At 64.2% G+C, this 22,576-nt stretch carries 19 protein-coding genes, 2 tRNA genes, 1 other RNA gene and 1 riboswitch; of the genes, 18 read left to right on the top strand and 4 right to left on the bottom strand.

The genetic code is table 11. The annotated features are described in order from the left end of the window. Nucleotides 1-39: 39 nt before the first annotated feature. The 9 genes from murC (at nucleotide 40) to HMPREF1155_RS07640 (ending at nucleotide 8,077) form a co-directional block, all read left to right on the top strand. Nucleotides 40-1,431 carry a UDP-N-acetylmuramate--L-alanine ligase gene (gene murC / locus HMPREF1155_RS07680; RefSeq protein ID WP_009079063.1) on the top strand — a complete coding sequence of 464 codons (1,392 nt, stop codon included), beginning with the start codon at nucleotides 40-42 and terminating at the stop codon, nucleotides 1,429-1,431. Nucleotides 1,432-1,440: 9 nt separating this feature from the next. Further along, nucleotides 1,441-2,343: a UDP-N-acetylmuramate dehydrogenase gene (gene murB, locus HMPREF1155_RS07675; protein WP_009078968.1), complete on the top strand. Its 903-nt coding sequence runs from the start codon at nucleotides 1,441-1,443 to the stop codon at nucleotides 2,341-2,343. Continuing rightward, the gene (locus HMPREF1155_RS07670; protein WP_238319152.1) at nucleotides 2,330-3,349 is read left to right on the top strand and encodes a cell division protein FtsQ/DivIB; all 1,020 of its coding nucleotides are present in this window, start codon (nucleotides 2,330-2,332) and stop codon (nucleotides 3,347-3,349) included. Before murB ends, HMPREF1155_RS07670 begins: the two co-directional genes overlap by 14 nt. Before the next feature lie 184 nt (nucleotides 3,350-3,533). Next, a complete protein-coding gene (ftsZ, locus tag HMPREF1155_RS07665) occupies nucleotides 3,534-4,694 on the top strand; it encodes a cell division protein FtsZ (protein WP_009078849.1) in 1,161 nt (386 codons plus the stop codon). Between the two features lie 86 nt (nucleotides 4,695-4,780). After that, nucleotides 4,781-5,548 (top strand): polyphenol oxidase family protein, encoded by a 768-nt coding sequence (locus tag HMPREF1155_RS07660; RefSeq protein WP_238319151.1) that lies wholly within the window; start codon nucleotides 4,781-4,783, stop codon nucleotides 5,546-5,548. Nucleotides 5,549-5,553: 5 nt separating this feature from the next. Further along, a complete protein-coding gene (locus HMPREF1155_RS07655; RefSeq protein WP_039993646.1) occupies nucleotides 5,554-6,252 on the top strand; it encodes a YggS family pyridoxal phosphate-dependent enzyme in 699 nt (232 codons plus the stop codon). A 21-nt stretch (nucleotides 6,253-6,273) separates the two neighbouring features. Beyond that, nucleotides 6,274-6,945, top strand: a complete 672-nt coding sequence (locus tag HMPREF1155_RS07650) for a cell division protein SepF (protein ID WP_006361787.1) — start codon at nucleotides 6,274-6,276, stop codon at nucleotides 6,943-6,945. Then, nucleotides 6,945-7,202, top strand: a complete 258-nt coding sequence (locus HMPREF1155_RS07645) for a YggT family protein (RefSeq protein ID WP_009078893.1) — start codon at nucleotides 6,945-6,947, stop codon at nucleotides 7,200-7,202. The genes HMPREF1155_RS07650 and HMPREF1155_RS07645 overlap by 1 nt, the downstream gene beginning before the upstream one ends. A gap of 44 nt (nucleotides 7,203-7,246) precedes the next feature. Further along, nucleotides 7,247-8,077 carry a DivIVA domain-containing protein gene (locus HMPREF1155_RS07640; RefSeq protein WP_009079043.1) on the top strand — a complete coding sequence of 277 codons (831 nt, stop codon included), beginning with the start codon at nucleotides 7,247-7,249 and terminating at the stop codon, nucleotides 8,075-8,077. 74 nt (nucleotides 8,078-8,151) lie between these two features. On the opposite strand, the gene rnpB is transcribed toward HMPREF1155_RS07640, so the two are convergent. Beyond that, nucleotides 8,152-8,521: RNase P RNA component class A (rnpB, locus tag HMPREF1155_RS08805), an RNA gene on the bottom strand. Between the two features lie 95 nt (nucleotides 8,522-8,616). Here rnpB and HMPREF1155_RS07635 point away from each other — a divergent pair. The 4 genes from HMPREF1155_RS07635 (at nucleotide 8,617) to thiD (ending at nucleotide 11,705) form a co-directional block, all read left to right on the top strand. Beyond that, entirely contained in the window at nucleotides 8,617-9,318 is a 702-nt protein-coding gene (locus HMPREF1155_RS07635; RefSeq protein WP_050999286.1) for a thiamine diphosphokinase, read from the top strand. Beyond that, nucleotides 9,318-9,426: riboswitch (TPP riboswitch) on the top strand. Its footprint overlaps the gene before it by 1 nt. After that, nucleotides 9,415-10,260, top strand: coding sequence for a hydroxyethylthiazole kinase (gene thiM / locus HMPREF1155_RS07630; RefSeq protein WP_155999250.1), 846 nt, complete (start codon nucleotides 9,415-9,417; stop codon nucleotides 10,258-10,260). It overlaps the preceding riboswitch by 12 nt. Next, on the top strand, nucleotides 10,253-10,903 hold the full coding sequence (gene thiE / locus HMPREF1155_RS07625; protein ID WP_009079034.1) for a thiamine phosphate synthase: 651 nt from the start codon (nucleotides 10,253-10,255) through the stop codon (nucleotides 10,901-10,903). The genes thiM and thiE overlap by 8 nt, the downstream gene beginning before the upstream one ends. After that, a complete protein-coding gene (gene thiD, locus HMPREF1155_RS07620; RefSeq protein ID WP_009079092.1) occupies nucleotides 10,893-11,705 on the top strand; it encodes a bifunctional hydroxymethylpyrimidine kinase/phosphomethylpyrimidine kinase in 813 nt (270 codons plus the stop codon). The genes thiE and thiD overlap by 11 nt, the downstream gene beginning before the upstream one ends. A gap of 544 nt (nucleotides 11,706-12,249) precedes the next feature. On the opposite strand, the gene HMPREF1155_RS07615 is transcribed toward thiD, so the two are convergent. The 3 genes from HMPREF1155_RS07615 to HMPREF1155_RS07605 all read right to left on the bottom strand — a co-directional run bounded on the left by HMPREF1155_RS07615 (nucleotide 12,250) and on the right by HMPREF1155_RS07605 (nucleotide 13,888). Continuing rightward, a tRNA-Glu gene (locus tag HMPREF1155_RS07615) sits at nucleotides 12,250-12,326 on the bottom strand. A gap of 24 nt (nucleotides 12,327-12,350) precedes the next feature. After that, nucleotides 12,351-12,424, bottom strand: a tRNA-Gln gene (locus HMPREF1155_RS07610). Between the two features lie 96 nt (nucleotides 12,425-12,520). After that, nucleotides 12,521-13,888 carry a CCA tRNA nucleotidyltransferase gene (locus HMPREF1155_RS07605; protein WP_009079091.1) on the bottom strand — a complete coding sequence of 456 codons (1,368 nt, stop codon included), beginning with the start codon at nucleotides 13,886-13,888 and terminating at the stop codon, nucleotides 12,521-12,523. Between the two features lie 340 nt (nucleotides 13,889-14,228). Between HMPREF1155_RS07605 and HMPREF1155_RS07600 the strand changes: the two genes are divergently transcribed. The 5 genes from HMPREF1155_RS07600 (at nucleotide 14,229) to HMPREF1155_RS07580 (ending at nucleotide 22,536) form a co-directional block, all read left to right on the top strand. Continuing rightward, entirely contained in the window at nucleotides 14,229-16,748 is a 2,520-nt protein-coding gene (locus tag HMPREF1155_RS07600; protein ID WP_009078842.1) for a BTAD domain-containing putative transcriptional regulator, read from the top strand. 93 nt (nucleotides 16,749-16,841) lie between these two features. Further along, nucleotides 16,842-19,595, top strand: a complete 2,754-nt coding sequence (secA, locus tag HMPREF1155_RS07595; RefSeq protein ID WP_039993596.1) for a preprotein translocase subunit SecA — start codon at nucleotides 16,842-16,844, stop codon at nucleotides 19,593-19,595. Nucleotides 19,596-19,603: 8 nt separating this feature from the next. Further along, on the top strand, nucleotides 19,604-20,698 hold the full coding sequence (gene prfB, locus HMPREF1155_RS07590; RefSeq protein ID WP_009078939.1) for a peptide chain release factor 2: 1,095 nt from the start codon (nucleotides 19,604-19,606) through the stop codon (nucleotides 20,696-20,698). Nucleotides 20,699-20,734: 36 nt separating this feature from the next. Next, a complete protein-coding gene (locus tag HMPREF1155_RS07585) occupies nucleotides 20,735-21,562 on the top strand; it encodes a transketolase (protein WP_009079094.1) in 828 nt (275 codons plus the stop codon). A 2-nt stretch (nucleotides 21,563-21,564) separates the two neighbouring features. Beyond that, entirely contained in the window at nucleotides 21,565-22,536 is a 972-nt protein-coding gene (locus HMPREF1155_RS07580; protein ID WP_009079038.1) for a transketolase family protein, read from the top strand. Nucleotides 22,537-22,576 lie beyond the last annotated feature (40 nt).

Genomic DNA, 22,576 nt, shown 5'->3' with positions numbered 1-22,576 from the left:
TCCGTCGTCTATCGTTGGTTTGGCTCTAGGGAGATATTCATGAATGCAGGTTCGAATGTGCGACGCGTCCATTTCGTCGGCGTCGGCGGGGTGGGCATGAGCGGCATCGCGCGCGTCGCCGCCGATTTCGGCATGGCGGTTTCCGGATCCGACATGGCGACGTCCGCGTACACCGACCAGCTCGTCGCAGCAGGCATCCGCGTGTTCGTCGGCCACGATGCCGCCAACGTCGATCCCGCATGCGACGTCGTCGTGGCGTCGACCGCTGTTCCCGACACGAATCCTGAAGTCATGCGCGCCCGCGAGCTCGGGATTCCCGTTTGGCAGCGCGCGCATATGCTCGCTGAGCTCGGACGCGGCAAGAAGACCCTGGCGGCCGCCGGGACGCACGGGAAGACGACGACGTCCTCGATGCTCGCCGGAGCCGTCGATGCGCTCGGGCTCGATCCGACGTTCATCGTCGGCGGCATGGTCGACGCCTATCGCACGAACGCGAAATCAGGGATGGGAGACTATTACGTCGTCGAGGCCGACGAGAGCGACGGATCGTTCTTGAACCTTTCGCCCTACGTCGCGCTCGTCACCAATGTCGAGGCCGACCATCTCGACCACTACGTGGGCGGCATCGACGAGATCCGCGCGACGTTCAAGACGTTCATGGCATCGGTTCCCGCCGACGGCGCCCTCGTCGTCTGCGGCGAGGACCCATCGCTTGCGGAGCTTGCGGAATCGACCGGGCGCCGCGTCGTGTCCTACGGCTTTTCCCCGGCATGCGACGTGCGCGTGTCCGACTACGCCACGCACGGCGTCTCCAGCACGTTCACGCTGAGCTTTCCCGACGGCACCGTCGTCGAGAGCGGCTTGGCCAAGAATCCCGGTCGCCATAACGCCTTGAATGCGGCGGGCGTGCTCGGCGTCATCTGGGCGCTCGGCCTCGACGTCGCATCCGCGTCCGCGGGCATCGCGTCCTATTCGGGCGTGCGTCGCCGCTTCGATCTCAAAGGCGAAGCCGCAGGCGTCGCGGTCGTCGACGACTATGCGCATCACCCGACGGAGATCGCCGCGACGCTTGCTGCCGCGACGGGCCTCGATTTCAATCGCGTGCATGTCATCTTCCAGCCGCATCGCTATTCACGCACCGCATCCCTCGCTGACGAATTCGGTCCGGCGTTCGCGGGCGTCGATTCCCTTACGGTTCTCGGTGTCTATGCGGCGGGCGAGGATCCTATCGAAGGAGTGAGCGGCAGGCTCGTCGCCGATTCCGTCCGCGCGTGCGGCTCGGTTTCCGACGTGTCCTACATCGAGGATTTCGACGAGGCGATCCGTTCCGTCGTCGATCGGGCCCGGGAGGGCGACCTCGTCATCACGATGGGCGCGGGCAGCGTCACGAAGCTCGGCCCCGGCATCGTCGACGCGCTCTCGGCGCGCTAGGGGCTTCGCATGGCGTCCCTTCTCGGCCTGCCGCCTTCGTTTTCGGGATTCGTGCTTGAAAACGAGCCTATGAGCAGGCATACGACCTATCGCATCGGCGGGCCGGCGCGCGCGTACGTTCGCGCCGATTCCCTTCGCTCTCTCGTCGACGCCATCGACGCCTGCCGCATCCGCGGCTTCGGGTGGTTCGTTGCGGGGCGGGGAAGCAACCTGCTCGTGTCGGACGAGGGATTCGACGGCGTCGTGATCTCGCTCGGCGCCGAGTTCTCGTCGTGCGCCGTCTACGACGATCCCGACATCGTCGTGGCAGGCGCCGCATGCCCGCTTTCAGGCGTCGTGCGCAAGGCGTTCGAAGCCGGACGGTCGGGTATGGAATTCGCCGTCGGCACGCCCGGATCGATCGGCGGCGCGCTTCGCATGAATGCGGGAACGCGCAACGAATCCATCGGGATGCGCGTGAAGTCGGTGGTCTCGTATCGCCCCGGCGCGGGTCTCAAGCGATACGGCGCCTCGGACATATCCTGGGGGTATCGGTCCTGTTCGCTTCCGTCTGACGAGATCGTCTTGGAGTGCGAGCTTCTGACGAAGCCTGGGGATGCGATGATCAAGGCGCGCATGGAGGGGGCCATGGCGCGGCGCCGCAAGACGCAGCCGCTCACGTTCGCTTCGTGCGGCAGCGTGTTCAAGAATCCCGAAGGCGAATCGGTCGGCCGCCTGATCGAAGGCGTGGGCCTCAAGGGCCGGCGATGCGGCGATGCGCAGATATCGGATCTTCATGCCAATTTCATCGTGAACCTGGGGCATGCGCATGCTTCCGACGTCGTTTCGCTTATGCTTGACGTTCAAAACGCCGTACGCGTCGAATACGGCATCGACCTTGAACCGGAGGTTCGCTTCCTTGGATTCGCGTAGGAGCATATCCGACCGATCGTCCGTGCGAAGCGGGCGTTCCTCATCGCGACGCCCCCAGGCCGCCTCCCGTTCGACCCGTCCCGCACGCAGGGCGGCCTCGTCTCCGTTCGGCGCTCCGAGCAGCGGGTCCGAGCGCCTGCATGCCGCCCGTGCGGCACGGGAGGGCTCCGGCCTGACGTCGATGCGCGTCGGCGATATACGCCGCAACGACCGCATCCGTCGCGATCAGGAGCGCCGGCGCGGCGTCGCACGGCGCGTCGTGGCCGTTCTCGTCGCGATCGCGGCATTCCTCGTCGCGGGCGCGGCGGCCTATTCCTCGAATCTTTTCGCCATCGAGGACGTTTCGGTCGAGGGGGTCGAGCATCTGACCTCCGAGGAGATGAGCCGGCTTGCGGCCATTCCTGCGGACACGACGCTTCTGCGCGTCGACACGGGCAAGATCGAGGCGAACATCCTGCGGGATGCATGGATCAAGAAGGCGAAGGTCTCGCGCGGATTCCCGAACACCCTCGTCATTTCCGCGACCGAACGTCCGATAGCGGCGACGGTCGAGGTTCTGTCCGAAGACGGATCGACGAGCGAGCTGTGGGCCATCGCCGACGACGGCACGTGGCTGTGCAGGATTCCCGACCAGGACAGCGCCGAGGGACGGGCCATGAGCCCCGCCATCTACGACGATGCCGCGCATGCGCTCGCCATCACCGACGTCGCCTACGGCCTGCGCCCTGAAGTCGGGTCGACCTGCACCGATGCGAGCGTCAACAACGCGCTTGCCATCGTCTCCGGCATGACGACCGAACTTAAGGACCAGGTGAAGCAGATATCCGCCTCGTCCTCGGACAACGCGACGCTCACGCTCGATTCCAACGTGGAGATCGCCTTCGGCGCTGCGGAGGACATTCGCGACAAGGAACGCGTCTGTCTGCAGATCCTTAAGGACAACGAAGGATCGGTCGCCTATATCAACGTGCGCGTGGCGAGCAGCCCCACCTGGCGTTCCGTTTGATCGCAGCGCATTCCGCGTATGTGCCTTTGGCGCATCGGCGCGTCTGATATGCCTGCTCGCGCTTGCATTGTCGGTCTCTTCGTGTAAAGTGAACCTGCTATGCTTCGTTTGAATGGGGCAGCGCACGAACACAAAGCGTTTCATCGAGGCTCGACGGTACGTATTCGGTTTTCTGGAGGAGACTATGTCTAATTCTATGGGTTCGGAGCACCTCGCCGTAATCAAGGTCGTGGGCGTCGGCGGCGGCGGAACCAACGCGGTCAACCGCATGGTCGATGCCGGAATCAAAGGCGTCGAGTTCATCGCCGTCAACACCGACAAGCAGGCGCTCCTCCTTTCCAATGCCGACAAGACCATCCATATCGGCGAAGAGCTGACCCGCGGTCTCGGTGCGGGCGCGAATCCCGAGATCGGCTGTCAGGCCGCCGAGGAATCCCGGGCGGAAATCGCCGACGCGCTCGCGGCCGCCGACATGGTCTTCGTGACCGCCGGCGAAGGCGGCGGCACCGGCACCGGCGCCGCGCCCGTCGTCGCCGAAATCGCGCGCGAGCAGATCGGCGCGTTGACGGTCGGCGTCGTGACCAAGCCGTTCAGCTTCGAAGGGCGTCTTCGCCGCAACCAGGCCGAACAGGGTTGCGATCTGCTTGCGCAGAAGGTCGACACGCTCATCGTCATTCCGAACGACCGTCTTCTCGAGGTCGTCGACAAGAAGACCTCCATGCTCGACGCCTTCCGCCTCGCCGACGACACGCTGCGCCAGGGCATCCAGGGCGTGACCGACCTCATCACCATTCCCGGCCTGATCAACCTTGACTTCGCCGACATTCGCACGGTCATGAAGGATGCGGGCACGGCCATGATGGGCATCGGCTTCGGCTCGGGCGAGAACCGCGCCGTCGAAGCCGCGACCGAGGCCATCAACTCCAATCTCCTCGAAGCCTCCATCGCCGGGGCGAGCCGTGTGCTCTTCTCCATCGCCGGCGGTCCCGACCTCACGCTCGCCGAGGTCGATGCGGCTGCGCGCGCCATGGAATCCGTCGTCGACGAGGATGCCAACATCATCTACGGCCAGATCGTGGACGAGAGCCTGGGCGATCAGATCCGCATCACCATCATCGCGACCGGTTTCGCGCGCACGAACCAGTCGGCCATCGACTTCGAAAGCGCCCGCAGCGACCTATTCGCCTCCACCGCCGCTGCGAAGCCCGCCGCCAAGCAGAGTTCTCTGCGCGACACCTATACCTCGAATTCCAGCCATCCGACGTCTCCCGCCGCCTCGTCGGCGTCCGCGTCGAGCCGCGTGACCGACGAGGACTACATCCCCGACTTCCTCCGCCGCCGCTAAGCGGGCGCCGAGGACCGAGATCGATGCATGCAGCCCCGAGCCCTTCCTTGCCGCTTCCGCGGCTCGCATGGGGCCGGGGCTTTTCCGTGCCCGCGCTCCTCGACGAGGACCTCTTCGCCGTCACAGGCGTGCGCATCGCCTTCACGTGCCGTGACGGCGGCGTGAGCGCGCCCCCGTACGCGGGCCTGAACCTCGGGTCGCATGTCGGGGACGATGCGCGGGATGTCGCCGCGAACCGCGCGCGTCTGATGGCGGCGTTCGGCTGCCAGGACGCTCGTCTGGTCGTGCCGCATCAGGTGCACGGCGATGCCGTCGTCTCCCTTGACGACGCCGCATCGTGCGAGGCAGCTATCGCCCAGGCGCGCGAGGCCGCCGATGCGCTCATCGTGCGCGATGCCCGCATCGCAGCGCTTCTCTGCTTCGCCGATTGCGTGCCTGCGATCATCGTCGCGCCCGACGGCAGCTTCGCCGTCGTGCATGCGGGGTGGCGCGGCGTCATGAACCGCATCGTCGTCAAGGCCGCCTTCGACCTCGTCGGAGGCGATGCCTCGCGCCTATCGGGATGTAATGCGTATATCGGGCCGCATATAGGGACATGCTGCTTCGAGGTCGACGAGGAGCTGGCAGCGCGTTTCGCCGCGACGTTCGGCGACGGCTGCGTGCGAGAAACGCGCCATGTGGATATGGCCCGCGCCCTTGCGGCGGACCTCTCGAAGGCAGGCATGGACGAGAGGCGCATCTGCGATGCGGGCCTGTGCACCTACGAAGACGGGCGATTCTATTCATACCGACGCGAAGGCGGGACGTGCGGGCGCCAAGGCGCCTTCGCCTGCCGCATGAAGGACCGAAGGTGATTCCCATGGCATTGAAGGATCGATACGACGCGATACGGACCCAGGTGGTCGATGCGTGCGCCGCGTCGGGCAGGGATGCGTCCGCCGTGCGCATCATCGGCGTGTCGAAGACCGTGGACGTCGATGCGGTTGCCGAAGCCGTTGCGGCCGGCATCCACGATTTCGGCGAGAACCGTCCCGATGAACTCGCGCGCAAGCACGATGCGTTTCCTTCCGAGCGATGGCACTTCATCGGCAATATACAGTCTCGCCATCTCAAGGACGTGGTGGGGCGCGCGTGCCTCATCCATTCCCTGTATCGGCCGAGCCATGCCGACAAGATCGATCGTCTCGCGGACGCGGCCGGCATCGTCCAGGACGTGCTCATCGAGGTGAACGATGGGGAAGAGAACAAGCAGGGCCTTTCCGCATCCGAACTCCCCGCTATGATCGAGCACTGCTTCGGGCTTGCGCACGTGCGCGTCCGCGGACTCATGATGATGGCGCCGAAGGATTCGCCCGAGGAAGCGGATGCGTCGTTCGCGCGCCTTGCGCGCATCCGCGAGGAGATGCGTCAACGCTTCGGCGCCCAGGGCTTGACGCTTGACCTCGATGAGCTTTCAATGGGAATGAGCGACGACTATCTTCAGGCCATCCCCTACGGGTCTACTATGGTAAGGATAGGCCGCGCGATCTTCAGCGATACGTATGGACTTTGCGGCTGAGACAGGAAAGACAGGAAAGACATGGCGTTCAGATTCCCGAATATCGATGAGGTGAAGGATCGACTCGGCCTGCCCTCCCCGCACAACGTCCCGGCTGCGCGCTCGTCTCGCCGCGCATCATCGCGCGATGCGGACGATGAGTTCGAGCGCGAAGACTACGGCGAATACGCGTACGACGATTCCGCCGACTATGCCCAACCCGGATACGTGCGACCCGCTGACAAGGTTGCTGCCGCAGGCCGCATGCCCGCGCTCGTGACCTCTCGCGACATCCGCGTCCGTCGTCGCGCGTCCGCATACGACGACGCATCGGCCGATGCCGCGCCCGCCCGCTCTTCGGCCGGGCTCGAGAATCTGTTCTCGTCGACCGCCGAGCCCCGCACGTCCGTCTCGGCTGCGGCTCCCGAGGCGTCGCTCGCGCCGCGCGTGCGCACCATGGTCGTGGTTCGTCCCGAGACCTACGACGATGCGGAGCGCGTCGCCACGGCGCTCAAGATGCGCAGCGTCGTCGTGCTCGCATGCGCGGCCGCTCCGGATGCCTTGATGAAGCGCGTGCTCGATTTCTCGTTCGGCGCCGCGAGCGCCTTAGGGGCGCAGGTCGACGTCATCGCTCCGCGCGTCTTCGCGCTCAATGCCGGCGCCGCTCTGAGCGATGCCGAAAAGGAACAGCTACACGAACAGGGAATTCTATAATGCATACGATTCAGTACCTGATTGTCTCCATCGTCGACGTCTACTCGTTCATCCTGTTCGTCTATATCATCATGTCATGGATTCCGATGAAGTCGGGCTTCATCGCCGACGTGGATGCGGCGCTCGGCCGCATATGCGATCCGTATCTCGGTATCTTCCGTCGCGTCATCCCGCCCATCGGCATGGTGGACGTTTCGCCCATCCTTGCATTCGTTGTATTACAATTGGTTGCCAGGCTGGTCGTAGCCGTCTTGTAGGTCCTCGATCGCGAGGTCGGATTCGCATACGTTAAGGAGCTGTAATGGCCATCACTTCCGAAGAAATCCAAAACCAGATCTTCACGGTCAACCGCAAGGGCTACGATCGCGACGAGGTCGATGTCTTCCTCGAGCATGTGGCTGACGAGATCGATGGCCTGAATGCCGAGATCCGTCGTCTGACCGAGCAGGTCCGTTCCATGCGCGACGCCGATGCCGGCTCCATTGACGACGAAGCGCCCATCGATCTCGATGCCGCCTTCGCCGAGCCTGCGATCGTCGCGGAGCCCGATGCCGAACCTGCTCCCGCCGCGCCTCTGACCGAGGATGAGAAGGACGCGCGCATCGCCGAGCTCGAATCCAAGCTTGCCGCGAAGTCGAGCGATGCGTCTGTCATCGCCGAGGCGCTTTTGACCGCGCAGCGCTCCGCCAAGGAGGTCACCGACAAGGCCGAAGCGGATTCCCGCAAGATCCATAAGGACGCCGAGGCCGATGCGGCCGATATCATCGAGCGCGCCAACGTGGAGCGCGCCAAGATCGAAACGGCGATTTCCGACCTCGAGCTTTCGCACAAGGCCACGTGCGAATCCTACGCCGAGAGCCTGCGCGCCTTCATCGACGATGCGAACAAGAAGCTTGCGGATATCAACGAGGAGCTCACGCGCAAGAAGCCGGTGCGCACCCAGATGCATTACGCGTCTGCCGCCGCCGCACCCGCGCCGACCGGCGCCGTGGCGGCGTCGAACGTCATCCCCGGCGCGCATGCCAAGCCGGCGGCCCGCAATGCCGCTCCGGGCGCGACGCAGGTCGTCGAGCGCGATCTGAGCGGTTACGGCGATGCGTCCGATGCGTTCGACCTGGGCGATCTCGACTAAAGACTGAAGGCGGCATGCGGCAGGCATGCGCCCCGAATGAAGAAAGGCTCCCGATCGGGAGCCTTTCTTCATATGCCGTAGCGGGCCTGTAAGCCGGGTTCTGTCTTTGAAGACGGCCATTTATCTAGGGCGCCGAAGCGCCTCGAGCAGGCTACCCGCATGCACGGAGAGACGACCGTATCGCATGCCTATTCGCCCTTGCTTCGGATGGGGTTTACCAAGCCGCACCGTTACCGATGCGCTGGTGCGCTCTTACCGCACCTTCTCAGCTTTTCTCCTGCCGACGCCGAGACGCCGCATCCCGAAGGGATCGCAGGGGAGTTTCCTTTTCTGCAGCACTTTCCGTCGGGTTTCCCCGCCCGGCCGTTAGCCGGCATCCTGTCTCTTGAAGCCCGGACTTTCCTCACGCGCCGAAAAGGCGCCCGCGACCGTCCGGCCCGCATAGCCAGCGTATTGTATCATGCGCTTGCAAGGCGTCGGGCAGACGGCCCGGACGTCATGCAAGAATCAATCGAGGCGGCGAGGTTCGGGAGGTTGCGGTGGAGCAGCGGCACGAAGGCGGATGCGTCCGCATCGCATCGTCGGGCGGTGTCGGATCTTCGGGCGGCATCTGCGCCGTCGTCGGATCGGCGGCCTTCGACGAGGCGTTTTTCTTTCGCCATCGGTTCGACTACGTCGTTGCGGCGGATGCGGGGTTCGCTTCGCTTATGCGTGCGGGAATCCGCCCCGATGCCGTGGTGGGCGATTTCGATTCCCTCGGATTCGTCCCCGATGTTCCCGATGCCGTCGTCCATCCCGCGCGCAAGGACGAAAGCGACCTGTTTCTCGCCTGCGAACAGGCGCTGGCGCATGGGTGCGGGACCATCGCGCTGCTCGGTGCGCTCGGAGGCCGGCTCGACCAGACCTATGCGACCCTTCAGACGCTCGTGCGGCTTTCCCATCGGGGCATCAGGTCTTTCGCCGCAGGAGACGGCGAATGCGTGGCCGTCCTTACGGGAGGCGCGTTCGACGAACTGTTCCTTCCTGCTTCCTTGAACGGGGGATTCTCGGTCTTTTCCGCTTCGGACCGCTCGTTCGGCGTGGACGAGGAAGGGGCGTCGTATGCGCTCTCGTCGGCAACGCTGTCGAACGACGTTCCGCTCGGGTTGTCCAACGAATGCGCAGGCGCTCCCATCCGCATATCCGTATCCGAGGGCGATCTGCTTGTTTTTCTCCCGTCCTCGACGACCTTCGACGTATAATCCCGCGCATGGGGAGCTTGCGCGAGCAGGCTGAGAGGGGGCTTTTCGCGTCCCGACCCGTGGAACCTGTTGGATAATGCCATCGAAGGGAGAACCATGGCCATAGAGGCTGAACTTGCGCGCATGCTCGAAGACGTGCGCGCGCACGGACCGCTCGTCCACTGCATCACCAATTACGTGACGGTCGAAAGCTGCGCGAACGCCGTTCTGGCGATCGGCGCGAGCCCGATCATGACCGACGAGGCGGAAGATGTCGAGGATATCGTCTCCATCTGCGGCGCGCTCGATCTCAACATCGGCACGTTGAATGCCCGTACGATCGAATCCATGAGGATCGCAGGAAGCAAGGCGACCGAGGCGGGCACGCCGATCGTGCTCGATCCCGTCGGCGCCGGCGCGTCCCGGCTGCGTACCGCGACGGCTTCCGGCCTGCTCGACGACCTGGGAATCAGCGTCGTGCGGGGAAACATGAGCGAAGTCAAGGCGCTTGCCGGCGCATCGACGTCCACCAAGGGCGTCGATGCGAATCCCCTCGATGCCGTCACAGAGGACACGCTGGCCGAAGCGGCCGCGTTCGCGTGCGACTTCGCGCGCCGCGCCGGGTGCGTCGTCGCCATCACGGGCGCGATCGATGTCGTGGCGGACGAGGCGCGCGCGTTCGCCGTGTTCAACGGAAGTCCGCTCCAAGGCCGCATCACGGGCGCCGGATGCATGCTGTCGGCCGTCTGCGGAGCCTACGCGGCCGACCATAGGGACGACACCCTCGTCGCGACTCTCGCCGCCATCGTCCATATGGGCATCGCCGGCCAGATGGCGTCCGAGCGCATGGGCGAGAAGGACGGGACGGGCAGTTTCCATACCTATCTCATGGATGCCCTGTCGACGCTCGACGGTGCCGCGATGCGCGATCGCGCGTTCGTGCGGGAGATCGCCCGTGGATAGTCCGCGCGCCTACATCGCCGCGCATCCCGAATGCCTGCTGCTCTACGGCGTGACCGATAGCGCCTGGCTCGAGGGGCGCTCGCTTGCCGCATGCGTATCCGATGCGGTGGCCGGCGGCACGACGTTCGTGCAGCTTCGCGAGAAGAAGATGGCGACCGATGCGCTCGTCGCGTTCGCGCGGGAGGTGCATGCGGCATGCCCGGATGTGCCGTTCGTGATCGACGACGACGTCGACGCTGCCGCGCGATCGGGCGCGGACGGCGTGCATGTGGGCCAAGAGGACGCCGCGTGCGCCTCGGCGCGCGCACGCCTCGGGGACGATGCCATCGTGGGGGTGTCGGTCCAGACCGTTGCGCAAGCCCTGCGCGCTGAGCGCGACGGAGCGGACTATCTCGGCGTCGGCGCCATCTTCAAAACGGCAACGAAGGCCGAGGCGGCGGACGTCTCTCTTGAAACCTTGCGCGCTATCTGCGATGCGGTCGATATTCCCGTCGTCGCCATAGGCGGCTTGAACGAACGGACCGTCGATGTGCTCGCCGGAACAGGCGTGCGGGGCGCAGCCGTCGTTTCTGCTCTGTTCTCGGCGGACGACGTTCGCGGGGCCGCGCAGCGTCTGTCGGAAAGGCTCCATCATGTCCTATAGCGTACCTACCGTGCTGACCATCGCGGGCTCGGACAGTTCGGGCGGCGCGGGCGTCCAGGCCGACCTCAAGACCATCGAGTCGTTCGGTCTGTTCGGCCAATCCGCCATCACGTCGCTCACCGCGCAGAACACCCTGGGCGTGAACGCCGTCTTCGACGCGTCGCCCGAGTTCGTCGAAGCCCAGATCGATGCCGTTTTCGATGATATGGTCCCCGATGCCGTCAAGATAGGCATGATATCGTCGTCGGCTATCGCCGAAGCCGTGGCGCGCGCGCTTCGCCGGCGCGATGCCCGGCATATCGTCGTCGACCCTGTCATGGTCGCGACGAGCGGCGCCGATCTCATGCGGGATGGCGCCGTCCGGGCCGTCGTCGGCGACCTCTTTCCTCTGGCGGAGGTCATCACGCCGAATCTGTCGGAGGCCCGCGCGCTCTGCGGGTTCGACATCGTCGATGCGGCAGGCATGGAACGCGCCGCTCGCATGCTTGCAGGCATGACATCGGGCGCCGTGCTCGTGAAAGGCGGTCATCTCGACGAAAGCGCCGATGACTGCCTTGTGTTCGATGGCCGGACGTGCTGGCTGCGCGGAACGCGCGTCGATACCGGCAACACCCACGGAACGGGATGTACGCTTTCGAGCGCCATCGCCTGCGGGCTTGCATCGGGGAAATCCGCGATCGATTCCGTGCGCGTCGCGAAGGCCTATGTGGCCGGCGCTCTTTCGAGCGGCTTTTCCATGGGGAAGGGGTCGGGTCCGCTCGACCATATGTGGCGTTTGCGCGAGGCGCTCGCTTCGCTGTGACCGCAGAGCGGCCGGCATGCTTCGGCATGCGCGGCCGGGCGTATGGGGCCGCGATGGACGAATCGCATCCCGGAGAGCACGGAGTGCCGCAGGGAATCCGTGCTCTGGGTGCCGTTCGGATCATCGCGGCCTTTTCGCGTGCGGCACGAATCAGGGGTGCGCCATGGTAGATGGGCGCAGGAAGCCGAAGGGCGGGGGCTCGCCGCCCGGTGAGTTTCTCGGCAGATGCCCGCAAGGTTCCAGCAAGGTTTCTGCATGATGTGCTGTGGATAACTTTCTCTGAAATATGCACGGAATAAGAGTTCAAAGCGTGAATGGGATGAATTCTGCAAGAAAAGCAATGCATGTCGATGCGAACGATGAGGGAACGGGGGATGTTCAAGGCAGGCCTGCGGACAATGGTGCGGGCTAGAACCCCATGGGGCGCGGGCGTGCATGAAAAGCCGCTGCGTCGGCGCATGCACCGGGCATCCGGGTCGTTCGCATGCATGTCGGAAATGTGCGTTGGGAATAAAAAACCACCGCCGAAGCGGTGGTGCATCGTTGGTAGCCTGGAGGAGATTCGAACTCCCGATCTCCGCCTTGAGAGGGCGGCGTCCTAAACCGCTAGACGACCAGGCCATGTATGTTGTGGCGCTTAGTAAATGGCTGGGGTGGAAGGAGTCGAACCCTCACATACGGCACCAGAAACCGCTGTCCTGCCATTAGACGACACCCCAATGTGTGAGTCGCATGTCTAAGCGCGAGTACGTATATTACTGGCGGCATCATGCTTCGTCAAGCATGAATTCTAAAAAATCAGCCGCATAGGGCGCTTATCGTCGCCAGGCGCTTGCACGTGAATCCAGGAACGAGAGGAGGGCGTCCCGTTCGTTGGGAATACGGTCGTCCATGACTTCGTCGAGGGCTGCCCGAAGCGCGGCCCCGACACCGGGACCGCAAGGAATTCCGCAGGCCATAACGTCGTTTCCGTCTATCTGCAAGTCGGCGATCCGAAATGCGCTCCGATCCTTCAGCACATCTTCGAGGACGGATTCGACCTCATCGGCCTGCGCGCCCCGGTCCCGGTGATCGGGTGCGTGGGCGGCCGCATCCGCTCTTTTGACGTCGAGCAGCTCGCGAAAGAGGGTCACGTCGCCGCCCATGCGGTTGAGCATGCGCCGCACGCCTCGCGGCGTCGCGGGAACGATGTCCTGATGCAGCGCGACAAGCGTGCAGATGGCGTCGATGTCCGTCGCCTTGAGCCGAAGACGCTGGAGCGCCTTTCTCGCGATTGCTTCCCCGGCCTGCGGATGCCCTTTCGCGTGACCGATGCCCTCGTCGTCGACGGTGAAGACGCTCGGTTTCCCGATGTCATGGAAAAACGCGGCGTAGCGGGTGATGCGTCGGGCCGGAGCGGCGCCGACGGCATGCGCGCTGTGCTCGAGCACGTCGTAGATGTGATAGGGCGTGCGCTGATCGAAGCCCTTCATGGGCAGCGCTTCAGGGATGAATACGCCGATCACGTCGATCCATTCGATGATGGCGTTGCAGGCATGGTCTCCGAGGAGCATGCGGGAGAACTCGTTTTCGATACGTTCGGCCGCAACGCCTCCGATGAGCGGCGCGAGCCGACGCATGGCCGATTCCGTGCGGTCGTCCACGGCGAATCCGAAACGCGAGGCGAATCGAACGGCGCGCAGGATGCGGAGAGGATCCTCCTGAAAGCGCTTCATCGGATCGCCCACGGTTCTGATGATGCCGCCTTTCAGGTCGGAGCATCCGTCGTACGGATCGAGAAGGCCGCGTTCGGGATGATACGCGAGCGCATTGAACGTGAAATCCCGTCGGGCGAGGTCGAGTTCGATCGAATCGACGAAGGACACGCTCGCGGGATGGCGCGCGTCTTCGTAAGGACCGTCGATGCGATACGTCGTGACCTCGACGATGCGCCTGCCCGTATTGACCGACACCGTTCCGTGCGCGGTTCCCGTTTCGTAGACGCGCATGCCGGCATCGACGCATACGCGTGCGACGTCCTGCCAGCGCGCCGATGTCGCCACGTCGACATCGTGGGCGTCGTCGCCTGCAAGCGCATCGCGCACGTAGCCGCCGACGACCCATGCCGATGCCCCGGTTCCTTCCAGAAGATCGAGAAGGGTTTCGACATCGGTGGAAAGGGATATGCGCGCGTTGGTGTCCATGGACCGATTCTAGTGGAAGCGTTGTGGAAATCCGAGCGATTTCAGCGAAAGATTTCGACGCTCGCGCATGAGATCGGGGCGGACGTCTTTTCATGCCGGCATTCCCATGCTTCGGAAATAAAATGTTACCTAGAAGGTGATAGATATTCGGCAACGCATGAATCGATGTCTATGAAATAGAACATTAAAGCTGATGAGAGATGTATGAAACCATGCGTTGCCCGTACGTTCTTAGGGGAGGACCATGAGGAACTATCTGAAAGCTTCGGCATGCAACGGACGAAGACCCAAGGGCGCAGGCGCGCGTCGCCGTCATCCGCGGCCGAGGCTTATGCGCTCGATGATTTCCGAGCGTGACGTCCCCCGCGTGCTCATCGCGCCGACGGGCTTCGGGAAGACGACGCTCGCCGTCGAATACGCCGACGAGATCTTCGGATTCCGTTCGACCCATTGGATCGATGCCCGCGATACGCTTTTCATCCGCGACCTCGATGCGCAGACGGTGCTGCCGGCGTTGCTCGAATACGGGGAAGAGGGATCGCTCGTCGTGTTCGACGATGTGCCGTATCTCGACGACGTTCGCGCCGAGTCGTTCTCCGAAGTCGTCGACGGCCTTATCGAGGCGGGTTGGGAGGTCGTCGTCGTGACCGAGCCGTCGTTCGAATCGGTGCTCGACCGCCATGCAGGATGCGTCGTCGTGGATTCCACGGATTTCCTGCTCGACGACGGGGAGCTGGCCTCGGTCGCCGCCGAGCGCGCCGTCGATCTGAAACCCGGCGCGGCCGGTTCGTTCGAGCCCGTCCGCGTATGCGCTCTCGCATGGGGCGAGCCCGAGGACGAAGGGCGCTTCCTCGACGGGCTGACATCGGGGCTGCCTCACGATATCCAGCTCGCGCTCTTCGTCATGCTGGTCGCGCGCGAAGGGTCGTCCGAAGAGCTTTTCCATTTCGCGCGGGCGCTGAAGAAGGACACGCGTCGATTCATCGAAACGTACTATCCTTTCGTAGGCATCGATTCGGTCAATGAGGCCTTTTGCACGACGCCGCTTTCAATACCGCAGATCAAAAGGATCTTCTTCGCTTCGCTTGATTCCATCGTCTCGATCTCGGCTTTCTCGAGCGCCGACTCTCTCGTCATGAAGCTTGCGAAGCTGCTGTTCACCAAAGGGGAATTCTCGCGCGCCTGCGCTCTTGTGGGCGAGTTCGCCACCCGCTCCCGACGTCTTTCCTGGCTTGAGTCGAATCTCGAGGTCCTGTTGCATGCCGGGCAGCCCGGCCCTGTGCTCGAACTGGTCGAAGGGTTTTCGTCGACGAAGGCGCCGCTTCCTTCGGACGTGGCCACCGGCGCCATGCTTGCTTCTATCATGTTGGACGATTCCAAGGGCGCGTTGAGGATGGCTGCGCGCATCAGGGGAGACGCAGCGTGCGACGTATGGAGGCGTTGCCTCGCCGCGCTCGCGACGATGCGGTTCGGCAGCGAACGTCAGCGCATGGACGCACGCTCCTTCATCGAGAAGCACATGGACGAGCACTCGTTCGACCTCATGGCGAACGACGAAGGCATGCTGTCGGTTTCCCGCGCGATGCCCGCCGTCATGCGCGCGGCGTCTCTAGGCGAAGACGATATCGAAGGCGCGATCGCGCAGATCGAGGATTGCGGAGATCGCATATGCGAAAGCAGGATCGGGATGCTCGTGCTCACGCGGCTCGTTGCCGATGCGGCGGCGGTCTGCGTCGACGATCCGACATGCGTGGAATGCGCCGCATGCGCCGACGATGCTTTCGAACGCGGCGTATCCGCCCTGCGCGGCCGTCGCCGCCGCTTGGCGGTGCCCGATTCGGCCGAGGCGCTGCTGTACGGGGCCTTGGCGAAGCATGCGGATATGCGCGGCATCTCCTTTCCGGATGACGATCTCGAACGCAAGGGGCGCTGCGAGATCATGCTCCTTTCGCTTGCCGTTCAGAAGCGCCGTCTCGAAGAGCGTCGCGCGGAGCGTCGCAAGCACAGGGAACGCGTTCTGGTCGGAGAGGTCCGCGCTGCGAACGCGCATGTCATCGAACGTGTGGAACCTCTGTACATCAGCCTCTTCGGCGGCATGTCGATCACGCGCGGAGACGAAGCGATCGGACCCGAGAGGTTCGCGAAGCGCAAGGCGCGCACCCTGCTGGCCATTCTTGCCCTGAATAGAGGCCGGGAAGTTCCCCGCGCGAAGCTGCTCGACGCCCTGTGGCCCGGGTGCGACGAACGGCGTGCGCTGAACAACTTCTACTCGCTCTGGTCGGTGCTCAGGCGGGCGCTGGCGCTCGAATCGGGGGAGTGCCCGTACGTGGCGAAGCAGCATATGGGCTGCATGCTCGATATGCGATACGCGCGCTGCGACGTCGAAGAGCTCGACGAGCTCTGCAACGTGTTCAAGTACGAGCAGGTCGATCTCGAATCCTGGATCGGGGCGTATCGTCGTATCTGCGATGCGTATGCCGGGGACATCATGCCGTCGGAGACGGAGAGCGCCTATATCTCGATGTGCCGGGAGCGCTGTCGCTGCCGCATCACCGATGCGCTCGCGACGGGCGCGGACCGGCTCGTCGACGCCGACGAGCCGAAGGCCGCCTTATGGCTCGCCCAGACGGCCTTCGATCGCGACGATCGTCGGGAGGATCTCCATCAGACGTTGATGCGTGCGCAGATCGCCAACGGCCGGTTCGACGCCGCGACGGAGACCTACCATCATCTCTGCACCTACCTTCGCGATGATATGGGGCTTTCGCCGTCCGATGCGTCGCGCGGCCTGTATCAGCGCGTACTCGTGTGCGATGATGATGATTCTTTCCCTCGCCGCTTTCCGGGCGCCAAGGCGTGATGCGCGCCCTGTGGTAAAGTTAACGCAATTTTCGTGCAGCCGCAGACGACGTGCGCCATGCGGCCGGCTTCCTATGACAGTGAAGAGGTTCAGATGGGACTGCTTACCAAGCTCCTTACGCTCGGCGAAGGCCGTCAGCTCAAGAAGTACCAGGCTATGGCCGCGCGTATCGGCGAGCTCGAGCCGCGCATGCAGGAGCTTTCAGACGAGGAGCTTTCCGCCCTCACGGCTGGCTATCGCGAACGCTTCGATGCGGGCGAAAGCCTGGACGACCTGCTTCCCGAGGCATTCGCGACGGTGCGCGAGGGAAGCGTTCGCTCGCTCGGCCTTCGGCACTTCGACGTGCAGCTCATCGGCGGCATGGCCCTGCACGAGGGTCAGATCGCCGAAATGAAGACCGGCGAAGGCAAGACGCTCGTGTCCACGCTCGCCGGTTATCTGAACGCCATCTCGGGCAAGGGCGTGCACATCGTCACGGTCAACGACTATCTCGCGCGCCGCGACAGCGAATGGATGGGCCGGGTGTACCGCGAGCTGGGCATGAGCGTCGGTCTCGTGCAGAACGGCATGCGTCCCGCCGCGCGCATCCCTGCCTATCGGGCAGACGTCACCTACGGCACGAACGCCGAATTCGGCTTCGACTACCTGCGCGACAACATGGTCACGCGCGCCGAGCGCCGCGTGCAGCGAGGGCATAGCTTCGCCATCGTCGACGAGGTCGACTCCATCCTCATCGACGAGGCGCGGACCCCGCTCATCATCTCCGGCGCCGGCACGAAGGCGGCGGAGACGTATCGCAGCTTCGCGCGTGCGATGCGCGGCCTCGTTCCCGATATCGACTTCGAGATCGACGAGGGCAAGCGCACCATCATAGCGACCGAGGTCGGCCTTGCGAAAATCGAATCCCGCCTCGGCATCGACGACATCTATTCCGATCCGTCCGCACAGCTCGCGAATCATCTGCAGCAAGCGTTGAAGGCGCAGTTCCTCTTCCATCGGGACAAGGAATACGTGGTTTCCGACGGGCAGGTCAAGATCGTCGACGAGTTCACCGGCCGCATCATGGAAGGACGCCGCTATTCGGAAGGCCTGCATCAGGCCATCGAAGCGAAGGAGGGCGTGCGCATCCGCGAGGAGAACCAGACGCTCGCCACGATCACGTTGCAGAACTACTTCCGCCTCTACGAGAAGCTTTCGGGCATGACCGGCACCGCCATGACCGAGGATGCGGAGTTCCGCGAGATCTACAAGCTGCCCGTCGTGGCCATCCCTTCGAACAAGCCCGTCGCGCGCAAAGACGAGGACGACCTCGTCTACCGCACGATAGACGCGAAGTTCAACGCCGTTGCCGACGAGGTCGAAGAGCGCCATCGCGCGGGGCAGCCGTGCCTCGTGGGCACCGTGTCCATCGAAAGCTCGGAGCGCCTCTCGCGCATCCTCGACAAGCGCGGCGTCGCGCACGAGACCTTGAACGCCAAGAACCATGAGCGGGAAGCCCATATCGTCGCGCAGGCGGGCCGCGCGGGCGCGGTCACCATCGCTACGAACATGGCGGGCCGCGGCACCGACATCCTTCTGGGCGGCAATCCCGAGGTCCTCATGGAAGACGTCCTCGCTCAGCGCGGCATCTCCCTGGAAGAGGCGACCGACGCCCAGCGCGCCGAAGCCCTCGAGGTCGCGAAGGGCATCACCAAGGAAGAGCACGAACAGGTCCTTCGTGCAGGAGGCCTCGCCGTCATCGGCACCGAGCGCCACGAGTCCCGCCGCATCGACAATCAGCTGCGCGGCCGTGCCGGCCGCCAGGGCGATCCCGGTTTGACCCAGTTCTACCTGTCGCTCGAAGACGATCTGATGCGCCGGTTCGGCGGCGACCGCATGGACAAGGTCGCGGCCGTGATGTCGCGCACGGAAATCCCCGAGGACATGCCCATACAGGCCGGCATCGTCTCGAAAGCGATCGAAAGCGCCCAGCACCAGGTCGAAGCGCTCCATTTCAGCGCGCGTAAGACCGTTCTCGAATACGACGACGTCATGAACCTGCAACGCACCGCCATCTACGAGGAGCGCAACGCGATTCTCGACGGCAAGGATCTTTCCTCGCGCATCGAGACGATCTTCGTCGACGCCATCACCGACCTCATCGAATCGTGCTGTCCCGAGCGCTCGGCGAGCGACGACTGGGATCTCAGGGCCATAAACGCCTGGGTCAGGAACATGACGGGGCTCGAAGACTTCGATGCGTCCTCGATCGATCACGATGACAGCGCCGACGCTTTGGGCGATGCGATTCTGGACTATCTGTTAGGCGTGTACCGCAGCAAGGAGGCCGCGCTCGGAGAAGATGCGCTCAAAAAGCTCGGCAGCCAGGTCATGCTCAACATCATCGACGTCCGCTGGATGGCGCACCTGCAGGAGATGGACTACCTGCGCACCGGCATCGGGCTGCGCGCGCTCGGCCAGCGCGATCCGCTGACCGAATACAAAGACGAGGCCCACTCCGCGTTCGCCGCCTTGACCGCCGGCATGTACGAGGATTTCATGCGCACGATCCTGCGCCTGCAGATCGCGGCGCCCGAAGAGGCGCAGGCCGTCGAGGCGCCTGAGACAGACGTCCTCGAAGGACGCAACGTCAGCTACACGTCTCCCGAACAGACCTTGAGCGAATCGTCTATCTCGCGGGATGCGGTCCGCCAGGCTGCTTCGGGGCGTCCTCCCGCACCGGCGCCCCAGAAGGCCAAGACGTATCGCAAGGCCGACGAGGATCCCTATGCGAACGTCGGGCGCAACGATCCCTGCCCGTGCGGGAGCGGCAAGAAGTTCAAAAAATGCCACGGCGCGAATCGGTAGGCGCGTAGATGTCGGACGAAACCATCCCCACGCTCGATGAACTCGCCGAGCGCCTCGCGGCCGCACGCGGCTATCTGCATATCGAAGAGAACGAGCGACGCCTGCACGACCTTGACGCCGTCATCGCGCAGCCGGGATTCTGGGACGATGCGCAGGCTGCCCAGGCGACTTCCAAGCGCGCGAGCGACATCCGCTCGACCCTCGATGAATATCGCACGGCCTGCGCGACGCTCGAGGACGCGCGGGCCGCTCTCGAGCTCATCGAGGAGGACGACGCGTTCGCCGTCGAATTCGACGAGCTGCGCGCAGGCCTGTCCGGCGCGCTCGATCGCATGGAGGTCGAATCCTGGTTCACCGATCCTTCCGACGCATGCGATGCCATCGTGTCCGTCAATCCGGGTTCCGGCGGGCTTGAAGCCCAGGACTGGACCGACATGCTCTATCGCATGTACGTGCGCTACGCCGAGAAGAAGGGCTGGAAGGTCAAGCTCCTCGACGTGGTGCCCGGCGAAGTCATCGGCCTCGATCGCGCGGTTGTGCAGATCGAAGGGAAGAACGCCTTCGGCATGCTGCGCAGCGAGCACGGCGTGCATCGGCTCGTGCGCATTTCCCCGACCGACGACAAGAAGCGCCGTCAGACGACCTTCGCCGGCGTCGAGGTGCTCCCCGTCGTCGAAGACGACATCGAAGTCGAGATCAATCCTTCGGACGTACGCGTCGACGTGTACCGTTCGAGCGGCCCCGGCGGTCAGTGCGTCAATACGACCGACTCGGCGGTCCGCCTCACGCACCTGCCGACCGGAATCGTCGTGACTTGCCAGAACGAGAAGAGCCAGCTGCAGAACAAGGAATCGGCGTTCAAGGTCCTGCGTGCGAAGCTCTACGAGCTCGAGCGGCAGAAGCGCGAGGATGAGATGGACGCCCTGCGCGGCGAGAAACGCGACAACAGCTTCGGCAGCCAGATACGCAACTATGTGCTGTATCCTTATCAGTTGGTGAAGGACGTGAGGAGCGGCGTCGAGACGGGCAACGTCGACGCGGTCCTCGATGGCCAGATCGATGAATTCGTCATCGGCTATCATCGGTGGCGCGTCTCCCAATAGGAGACGGCGATGGGCTCCATTGAAAGGAAAGAACGAGTGGACCTGCGAGAATTGAAGGATAAGGCCGTCGACGTCCGCATCGACGTCATCGAGATGCTCTCCAAGGCCGGAAGCGGGCATCCGGGCGGATCGCTTTCGAGCGCCGACATCCTGACGGCCCTGTACTTCGGCGGCATTCTCGAGCACGATCCTGGGAATCCCACGCTGGAACGACGCGATCGCTTCGTTCTGTCGAAGGGCCATGCGGCTCCCGTGCTGTACGCGACGCTTGCCGAGTCGGGGTATTTTCCTACCGAGGAGCTGGCCACCCTCCGAAAGCTCGGCAGCAGGCTCCAGGGGCACCCCGACCGCCTCAAGCTTCCCGGCGTGGAGGTTTCGACGGGCTCTCTCGGCCAGGGGCTTTCCATCGCGTGCGGCCTTGCGTGCGGCCTGTTCCTCTCCGGTTCCGCCTCGAGCGTCTTCGTGCTCCTCGGCGACGGCGAATGCCAGGAGGGTCAGGTTTGGGAAGCGGCCATGTTCGCCGCCCATCGCAGGCTCGACAATCTGGTCGCGATCGTGGATCGCAACCGTCTGCAGATCGACGGGCGCGTGGCCGATGTCTGCGACCTTGATGACCTGGGGGATAAGTTCCGTTCGTTCGGCTGGCAGGTCTTCGCCTGCGACGGCAACGACATGGAGGCCGTCGTCGACACGCTTGCCTGCGCCAAAGAGACGCATTCGGGGAAGCCGAAGGTCATCGTGGCGGAAACCACGAAGGGCAAGGGCGTTTCGTTCATGGAAAACCAAGCCGGCTGGCACGGCAAGGCGCCGAACGCCGAGCAGGCGCAGCTCGCCGTCGCCGAGCTTTCCCTCGAGGAGGAATAGACATGGCAGAAAAGCGCGCGACCCGTGCGGCATACGGCGAGACGCTCATAGAGCTCGCCGGGGAAGGGGTTCCCGTCGTCGCGGTCGACGCCGACCTTTCCGGGTCCACGACCACGGGGAAGTTCAAGGCCGCGTATCCGGATCGTCATTTCAACGCAGGCATCGCCGAGCAGGACATGATCGGCATCGCCTCGGGTCTCTCGTTGACGGGCAACGTCGCTTTCACCGGATCGTTCGCCGTCTTCGGCACCGGCCGCGTGTATGACCAGATCCGCAACACCGTATGCTATTCGAAGCTCGATGTGAAGGTCGCGCCGACGCATGCGGGCATCTCCGTCGGGCCCGACGGAGGCAGCCATCAGATGGTCGAGGACATCGCGCTCATGCGCGTTCTGCCCAATATGCGCGTTCTCGTCCCTGCCGACTACACGGCCGCCAAAGCGGCCATCCGTCTCGCCGCACGTACGCCGGGTCCGGTGTACGTGCGCATGGGTCGCGCATCCGTTCCATGCGTGTACGACGACGGCGTTCAGCTCGAAATGGGTCGTGCCTACGTGCTGCGCGAAGGCGCAGACGTCACGATCGTCGCCGCAGGCGTGGAGATAGACGAGGCCATGAAGGCCGCTGACGCCCTTGCGGGCCAGGGCGTGTCCGCGGAGGTCGTGGACGCCTTCTGCATCAAGCCCCTCGATGCCGGAACCATTCTCGCCTCCGTGGCGAAGACCGGCTGCATCGTGACCGCCGAAGAGCATTCCGTCATCGGGGGCCTCGGCGGGGCGGTAAGCGAGCTTCTCGCCGAGGCGCATCCCGCGCCTCTCGAGCGCGTCGGCATGCGCGACTGCTTCGGCACCTCGGGCGAATTCGAAGAGCTGCTCGCATACTTCCATCTTGACGCCCCCTCCATCGTCGAGGCCGCGCTCAAGGTCATCGCGCGCAAGGAAGCGAAGGAGCATATCGCCGGTTCGCGGGCGTGATGCGCCCGTCTTGCGCGCGGCAGTCCCGCGTTTTCGTCGG

This window comes from Slackia sp. CM382, from assembly GCF_000293015.1.
Taxonomy (GTDB): domain Bacteria; phylum Actinomycetota; class Coriobacteriia; order Coriobacteriales; family Eggerthellaceae; genus Slackia; species Slackia exigua.
This window is presented reverse-complemented; position numbering and strand designations above follow the sequence as displayed.

Bases quoted from the DNA above. Each gene is read 5' to 3' on its own strand.
- murC (WP_009079063.1), top strand. From the start codon at position 40: ATGAATGCAGGTTCGAATGTGCGACGCGTCCATTTCGTCGGCGTCGGC.
- murB (WP_009078968.1), top strand. From the start codon at position 1,441: ATGGCGTCCCTTCTCGGCCTGCCGCCTTCGTTTTCGGGATTCGTGCTT.
- ftsZ (WP_009078849.1), top strand. From the start codon at position 3,534: ATGTCTAATTCTATGGGTTCGGAGCACCTCGCCGTAATCAAGGTCGTG.
- HMPREF1155_RS07655 (WP_039993646.1), top strand. From the start codon at position 5,554: ATGGCATTGAAGGATCGATACGACGCGATACGGACCCAGGTGGTCGAT.
- HMPREF1155_RS07650 (WP_006361787.1), top strand. From the start codon at position 6,274: ATGGCGTTCAGATTCCCGAATATCGATGAGGTGAAGGATCGACTCGGC.
- HMPREF1155_RS07645 (WP_009078893.1), top strand. From the start codon at position 6,945: ATGCATACGATTCAGTACCTGATTGTCTCCATCGTCGACGTCTACTCG.
- HMPREF1155_RS07640 (WP_009079043.1), top strand. From the start codon at position 7,247: ATGGCCATCACTTCCGAAGAAATCCAAAACCAGATCTTCACGGTCAAC.
- thiM (WP_155999250.1), top strand. From the start codon at position 9,415: ATGGCCATAGAGGCTGAACTTGCGCGCATGCTCGAAGACGTGCGCGCG.
- thiD (WP_009079092.1), top strand. From the start codon at position 10,893: ATGTCCTATAGCGTACCTACCGTGCTGACCATCGCGGGCTCGGACAGT.
- HMPREF1155_RS07605 (WP_009079091.1), bottom strand. From the start codon at position 13,888: ATGGACACCAACGCGCGCATATCCCTTTCCACCGATGTCGAAACCCTT.
- HMPREF1155_RS07600 (WP_009078842.1), top strand. From the start codon at position 14,229: ATGATTTCCGAGCGTGACGTCCCCCGCGTGCTCATCGCGCCGACGGGC.
- secA (WP_039993596.1), top strand. From the start codon at position 16,842: ATGGGACTGCTTACCAAGCTCCTTACGCTCGGCGAAGGCCGTCAGCTC.
- prfB (WP_009078939.1), top strand. From the start codon at position 19,604: ATGTCGGACGAAACCATCCCCACGCTCGATGAACTCGCCGAGCGCCTC.
- HMPREF1155_RS07580 (WP_009079038.1), top strand. From the start codon at position 21,565: ATGGCAGAAAAGCGCGCGACCCGTGCGGCATACGGCGAGACGCTCATA.